A 5,059-nucleotide genomic window follows, 5' to 3' on the forward strand; every position below is an offset into this window, starting at 1 on the left:
CCCACCGGCCCCCGCCCAGGCCCACATCCCCTACGGGAGGGGGTACTTCAGGGGCTGCGTGTCATACCCGAGCAGTACGTGGAGTTGGCTCCCGGGGTTGACGAACTCTCACGGCCGATTTGGTCGACTGGTGCATACGGAAAGACACCAAAGTTCACCGGTTCGGGTGAGAATGGCGGCTCGGTGGGATCCTTGCGCCACGGCGCGAGAGCGACGGACGCCGCCGCCGACTACGGAGGTAAGGCACATGGCACCGTACGAGTCCGACGACAGCACGGCCGGCGCCGGCCCGCTCAAGGGACGCGGCAAGGCGTCGCGCTACGCCGTCCCGGTCGCGGTGGTGGGAGTCGCGGCGGCGACGATCGGCATCGTCCCCGCACTCGCCGCTTCCGGTGATCCCGACCTGCCGGACATCAGCGCACAGCAGCTCATCGAGAAGATCGCCGCGTCGGATGTGCAGCAGCTGTCCGGCACCGTGAAGATCAACACGGACCTCGGTCTGCCCGGCCTGGGCGGCCTGGAGAAGAGCTTCGGCTCCGGCCAGGGCGGGCGTTCCGGCGACGACGGCTCCGCGGCCGACCCGTCGGCCAAGGTGACAGAGCTGGCCTCGGGTTCGCACACGCTGCGGGTCGCCGCCGACGGGCCGGACCGGCAGAAGGTCTCCATCCTCGAGGACGCCGCCGAGTACAGCCTCATCCACAACGGCCAGGACGTCTGGGGCTACGACAGCAAGTCCAACGAGGTGTACCACGCCACCGCCGACGGCGAGCACGACGCCGGCAAGCACGGCAAGCGAGGCAAGGACGGTGACACCGGGGAGCTGCCCGCCACCCCGCGCGACCTCGCCCAGGAGGCCCTGAAGGCGGTCGACGACACCACGTCCGTCACGGTCGACGGCACGGTCCACGTCGCCGGCCGCGACGCCTACAAGCTGCTGATCGAGCCGAAGCAGTCCGGCACCACCGTCGGCGCCGTCAGCATCGCCGTCGACGCGAAGACCGGGATGCCGCTGAAGTTCACGCTGACCCCGGCCGCCGGCGGCGCGGCCGTCGTCGACGTGGGCTTCACCAAGGTCAGCTTCGCGAAGCCGGACGCCTCCACGTTCGACTTCACCCCGCCCAAGGGCGCCAAGGTCACCGAGGGCGAGAACGCCGCCCCGGACCGGGAGCACACCGGCAAGGGTCTGCCGGGCGCGGAGTTCGGGGCCGGCGCCTTCGGCAAGGGGGTCGACGGAGCGAAGATCGTCGGCACGGGCTGGAACGCCGTCGCGACCTTCGACACCGGCGGCCAGGGCATCCCGTCGGGCTCCGAGGTCGGCGGCGACCTGGGCGGCTTCCTCGACTCGCTGGGCGACAAGGTGAGCGGCAAGTTCGGCTCCGGCACGGTCTTCTCCACCCGCCTGGTCAACGCCCTCGTCACCGACGACGGCAAGGTCTACGTCGGCACCGTGGACAAGGACACCCTCGTCCGCACCGCGAACGCCGGGTGACAGCGACCACGTAACGAGCACCGGGAGCCGATGCGCATGGGTGACCCGTCCGCCCCACGGCCGGAAGCGCCGGCCGACACGAGCCGTACCGCCCCGCCGTCCACGGACGGCGAGGCCCGCGCCCGTGCCGGCGCGCCCGCGCCCGCGGAGGAGGCGGCCACCGCACCGGCCGCGGACACGGCCGACACCGACGCGCCCGCCCCGGTCATCCGCACCCGCGCCCTCACCAAGCGCTACCGCGGTGGGCAGCTCGCCGTGGACGGTCTCGACCTGACCGTCCCGGCGGGCAGCGTCTTCGGCTTCCTCGGGCCGAACGGCTCCGGCAAGACCACCACCATCCGCATGCTGATGGGCCTGATCGAGCCGACCTCCGGCACGGCCCAGGTGCTCGGGCAGCCCATGCCGCGCGCCTCCCGCGCCGTACTGCCGCAGGTCGGAGCCCTCATCGAAGGGCCCGCGCTGTACGGCTTCCTGTCCGGACGGGACAACCTGCTGCGGTACGACGCCGCAGACCCGACCGCCGACCCGCGCACCCGGCGTGCGCGGGTCGGCGCCGCGCTGGAGCGGGTGGGGCTGACCGCGGCGGCCGGGAAGAAGGCGAAGGCGTACTCGCTCGGGATGAAGCAGCGGCTCGGTCTCGCCGCCGCGCTGCTCCAGCCGCGCAGACTCCTCGTCCTCGACGAGCCGACCAACGGGCTCGACCCGCAGGGCATGCGGGAGATCCGCACCCTGATCCGGGAGCTGGCCGCCGACGGCACCACCGTGTTCCTCTCCTCCCACCTCCTGGACGAGATCGAGCAGGTGTGCACGCACGCGGCGGTCATGGCGCAGGGCAGACTCATCGCCCAGGGCCCGGTCGCCGAGCTGGCGGCGCGGGCCCGGGGGCGGCTGGTGGTGACCACCCCGGACACTACGGACGCGGCCCGCGTACTGAAGGAACGCGGCGTCGGGGACGTCGTGGTCGCCGAGGACGGGGTGTCCGGCGAGCCGCCCGACGGTGAACTCGCCGAGCTGAACGCCGCGCTGGTCGCCGCCGGGGTGCGGGTGCGCGGCTTCGGAGTGGAACGCGCCTCGCTGGAGGACGCGTTCGTGGCGCTGACGGGGGAGGGCTTCGATGTCGCGGGCTGACACCGCCGCCGTACCGACGCCGGGGCGGGCCGGTGCCGCCCGCGCACCCGGCCCGCTGTGGACGCTCGGCCTGTTCCGCAGCGAACTGGTCGTCACCTTGCGCCGCTGGCGCACCCTCGCGCTGCTCGGGGTGCTGGCCGCCGTACCCGTCCTCGTCGGGATCGCCGTGAGGATCGAGACGCAGGGCGGCGGTTCCGCCGGCGGGCGGGGCGGCGACGGACCGGCATTCATCTCGCAGGTCACCAACAACGGCCTGTTCCTGGTGTTCACGGCCCTGGCGGCGACCCTGCCGTTCTTCCTGCCGATGGCGGTCGGGGTGATCGCCGGGGACGCCGTCGCCGGCGAGGCCGGCGGGGGCACCCTGCGCTATCTGCTGGTCGCCCCGGCCGGACGCACCCGGCTGCTGCTCGCCAAGTACGTGACCGTGATGGCGTTCTGCCTGGTCGCCACCCTCGTCGTCGCCGTCTCCGCGCTTGCGACGGGCGCCCTGCTGTTCCCGCTCGGCGACCTCACGACGATCTCCGGCACCCGTATCGGCTTCGGCGAGGGCCTCGCCCGCGCCCTGCTCATCGCGCTGGTCGTCGCCGCGTCCCTGACCGGCGTCGCCGCGCTCGGCCTGTTCGTGTCCACCCTCACCGGCAGCGGCATCGCGGCCATGGCGACGACCGTCGGCCTGCTGATCACCGTGCAGATCGTGGACCAGATACCGCAACTGCACGCCGTGCAGCCGTACCTCTTCCCCCACTACTGGCTGTCCTTCGCCGACCTGATGCGCGAACCCCTCTACTGGGACGAGGTCCGGCGCAACCTCGGCCTGCAAGGGCTGTACGCGGCCGTGTTCGGCTCGGCGGCCTGGGCCCGGTTCGCCGGGAAGGACATCACCTCCTGACGCCGTCCCGACGGTGGTCGGGACGAGTCTGTGACGCTGCGGTGACGCCGCCGCCGGGAGTGAGCAGGGAGACTCGACGGTACGGACGGCATCAGGCTCCGGCGCCGTGCGGACGGACGACCATGGCCGACCGCAGCGGTGGGGAGAGGCGCGGGGGAGCAGTGAAGGGCACGATGGAAGCGATGTCTCGACTCAGCCGCGAGCAGCGGGAGAACACGCCGGAGCCCGGGGGGCCCGCCGCGCCGCCGCTCGACGTCCACGTCCCGGCGCCCGGGCCGGACGCCGGCCGGGCGTCGATCAGCGGCGTACCCGTCGTCCCGGCCGACGGCGAGGAACTCCAGCAGGCCGTCCTCCGGCATCTGTACGGCATCGCCCGCAGCACCGGGCGGCCCGTGTACGCCACGGTGCGCGACCACCGCATCGGATTCGCCGTCCCCCTCCGGGTGGACCCCGACGGGTCGAGCCGTCTCACGGGGGAGCCGGTGGCGATGCCGGGCGGGGACGAGGTGGCGGAGGGCGGGGTGCCCGAGGCCCCTGCGCCTGGCGCGCCCGAGGCCGGCGTGCGCGAGGTTCTCGTGCCCGGTGTGTCCGTTGCGCCCGAGGCTCCTGTGCCCGGTGTGCCCGTTGCGCCCGAGGCCCCTGCGCCCGGTGTACCCGTTGCGCCCGAGGCTCCTGTGCCCGGTGTGTCCGAGGCCGCCGTGCAGGGCTCCTTCGGCCCGCCCCCGGTGATGCCGGCGTCCGGCAGTGCCGCAGAAGCCGAGCCCGAGGCCGCCGAGGGTGCCGTACCGACGCGGACTCCGGCCGCCGGTCCCGCCGCCGCGCCCGCGCCCGTTCCGCCACGCTTCGATGTCGTGGCGGAGGCGATCCTCGGAGGTGAGCCGACCGTCGGCGCGGGGATGCCGGCGCTGCTCGCGGAACAGGTCGAGAAGATCAACGAGGCCGTACGGTCGGGGCGGGTGGCGGAGGCGTCGGAGCTGGCCGACAACACCCTGAACGAGGCCGTGCGGGTGCTCGGCGCCGAACACGCCGACGTGCTGCGGCTGCGGGAACTCTCCGCCTACGTCGCCTACCTGGACGGCAACCCGCTGCGCTCCTTCCGCCTCTCCCTCGCCGTGGCCCGCGTCCACCACCGGGCGCGCGACGCGGGTGCCGCGTACGGCAATGTGCAGAGCGCCGCCACCGCCTGGCGGGCGGTGCGCGACCCGCTTCAGGGGCTGGACCTGGGCCGCGAGCTGATCGGGCTGTGGGAGGAACTCGCCGCCGGCGACGGTCCCGCAGCCGCCGACATCGAGGAGCTGGACTCGGCGCGGGCCCGTATGACCCGCCTCACCGGCCGCGCCGCCGCCCGGAGCACGGGCGGCGAGGACGGCGGACGGGACTGACCCGGCCGCACCGGGCCCCACGGACGCGTACGGCCCGCCCCGGACCTGACAGTGAGGATGTGACGTGGTGACGCCGCTGGTGGGTCTGACCCCTCGCCTGACTGACGTCTCGACTGTCCTGTTTGGGATTTGTCGGCCCGCCGGGCGTCACCACGCACGCGGCCGGACGGG

4 protein-coding genes are annotated in these 5,059 nt (G+C 73.7%); all 4 read left to right on the top strand.

The features are described from left to right. Window positions 1–247 precede the first annotated feature (247 nt). The gene (locus MTQ10_RS27735; protein WP_247473023.1) at window positions 248–1,489 is read left to right on the top strand and encodes a LolA family protein; all 1,242 of its coding nucleotides are present in this window, start codon (window positions 248–250) and stop codon (window positions 1,487–1,489) included. Between the two features lie 36 nt (window positions 1,490–1,525). Next, window positions 1,526–2,617 (top strand): ABC transporter ATP-binding protein, encoded by a 1,092-nt coding sequence (locus MTQ10_RS27740; RefSeq protein WP_247473025.1) that lies wholly within the window; start codon window positions 1,526–1,528, stop codon window positions 2,615–2,617. Then, complete coding sequence (locus tag MTQ10_RS27745) at window positions 2,604–3,506, top strand: ABC transporter permease (RefSeq protein WP_247473027.1); 903 nt, start codon at window positions 2,604–2,606, stop codon at window positions 3,504–3,506. Before MTQ10_RS27740 ends, MTQ10_RS27745 begins: the two co-directional genes overlap by 14 nt. A 182-nt stretch (window positions 3,507–3,688) precedes the next feature. Further along, window positions 3,689–4,888, top strand: a complete 1,200-nt coding sequence (locus MTQ10_RS27750; RefSeq protein ID WP_247473028.1) for a tetratricopeptide repeat protein — start codon at window positions 3,689–3,691, stop codon at window positions 4,886–4,888. Window positions 4,889–5,059: the final 171 nt, after the last annotated feature.

This window comes from Streptomyces sp. XM83C, from assembly GCF_023072675.1.
Lineage (GTDB): Bacteria > Actinomycetota > Actinomycetes > Streptomycetales > Streptomycetaceae > Streptomyces > Streptomyces thermocoprophilus.